Origin of the sequence: Methylobacterium guangdongense (assembly GCF_038442355.1) — a bacterium.
In the GTDB taxonomy this organism is placed as follows: domain Bacteria; phylum Pseudomonadota; class Alphaproteobacteria; order Rhizobiales; family Beijerinckiaceae; genus Methylobacterium; species Methylobacterium guangdongense.
Map to the genome: position 1 here is coordinate 1 of NZ_JBBXMX010000075.1, position 899 is coordinate 899.

Annotated in this window: 1 protein-coding gene; it reads right to left on the bottom strand. The window is 68.7% G+C overall.

Annotated elements, in window-relative coordinates:
- The coding region (locus AAHG09_RS31805; RefSeq protein WP_342112338.1) for an ISL3 family transposase at positions 1-807 on the bottom strand (807 nt) is incomplete at its 3' end.
- Between the last annotated feature and the right edge of the window lie 92 nt (positions 808-899).

An 899-nucleotide genomic window follows, 5' to 3' on the forward strand; every position in this document is an offset into this window, starting at 1 on the left:
CGACGTTGGCGCGCTCTCCGTCGCATCGTGGCCATCGGAGGAGGCATGCACGAGGCGATGCGCCACGTCCCTGATCTCGGACTGGTACCGCTCGACGAGGCCGCGCAGCGCCTCGGAAGCATTGACCAACAGGTGCCAGCGATCGGCGACCTGCGTCGCCGTCGGTGCACCCGTGCGCGCGGCCTCGGCGTAGGGCCCTGAACGGTCGCGGCTGATGACGGTCACGCTCGGATGGGCAGCGAGCCAATCCCGCACCGGTGCCGACGAGCGACCGGGGAGCAGGTCGATGACGCGCCGCCGTTCCAGGTCGCAGACGATGGTGCCGTAGATGCGGCCGCGCCGCCAAGCCCAGTCATCGATGCCGACCACGCGTGGCGGTGGAAACGGATGGATCCCGCGATGACGAATCAAGCGCAGGACGGTGTCGCCGCTGACCGGCATCGCCAAGCGTCGCGACAGACGGGCACCGGGCTCACCGCCCAGCACCATGCCGATATCGGTCTGTGCCTCGGCCAGCCGTTCGCTGCGACGCGCCTTGCGCGCAGCCAGCCCCGGCACGCGTTCGACGAAGATCCGCCCTGGGCAGTGGCTGCAGCGGAAGCGGCGGACCTTCAGGCGCCACGTCACAGCCCGGTCCTGCCACGGCAGGTCCTTGAGGGTTCGCTGATAGGTGCTGTGCATCCGCGTCGAAGGTCGTCCGCAACTCGGACAGGTGGCATCGACCGTGGTGGTGTGAGCGGTGATCAGCAGCCCGCACGGGTCCAGCGTCAGATCATCGACGTGAACACCGTCCGGGACCGACGGCATCGACGGGTTGGAGATCGGCATCGTGCTGCCCTCGGGCCACAACGCTGATCAACGCCCGAGCCACCCGCCAGCACCGAAAATGCGGATGAACC